Origin of the sequence: Methylobacterium nigriterrae (genome assembly GCF_037106235.1) — a bacterium.
GTDB classification, from domain to species: domain Bacteria; phylum Pseudomonadota; class Alphaproteobacteria; order Rhizobiales; family Beijerinckiaceae; genus Methylobacterium; species Methylobacterium nigriterrae.
Map to the genome: position 1 here is coordinate 1 of NZ_JBAWTG010000521.1, position 503 is coordinate 503.

Genomic DNA, 503 nt, shown 5'->3' on the forward strand with positions numbered 1-503 from the left:
TCGTCCTTGCGGGCGTATTTCTGCAATTGCTGCAGGTTCTCGACCCGGTGCTCCGTCAAGACGACGTCGTAGCGGGTCGCACCGTTCGTTGCCTGCTCCTCCACCTGCATGCCGTAGAGGCCGGGCGGCAGGTGCTCGATATATTCGAGCAGATCGACGATCTGGGCGTGCTCCTTCCGCGCGACACCGGCCGAGACGAAAATGCCGAGATGGCCGATGCTCCGGTGCATCAGGCCCACGATGACCTGGCCGTTCGCCTTGAGTTCCTCGGTCGTCGGATAGAGGTCGGCCACCCAGTTGAAGGCCTGCTGCGGCGGGGTGATGTTGTCGCCGAGCGAGGCGAAAAGGATGATGGGCGAGCGGATGGCGCGCAGGTCGACCGCGCGTCCCTCCGCCCACTCCGCCTCGCCGGCGGCCAGCTTGTTGCCGACGAACAGGTTATCGGTGATCCACCGGATCTCCTCCCGGTTCATCAGGAAGTAGCCGCCCCACCAGCGCTCGAA

1 protein-coding gene is annotated in these 503 nt (G+C 64.8%); it reads right to left on the reverse strand.

From position 1 onward, the window contains the following. On the reverse strand, window positions 1-503 hold a 503-nt coding region (locus WDW90_RS38040; RefSeq protein ID WP_336492863.1), incomplete at both ends, for a DUF3141 domain-containing protein.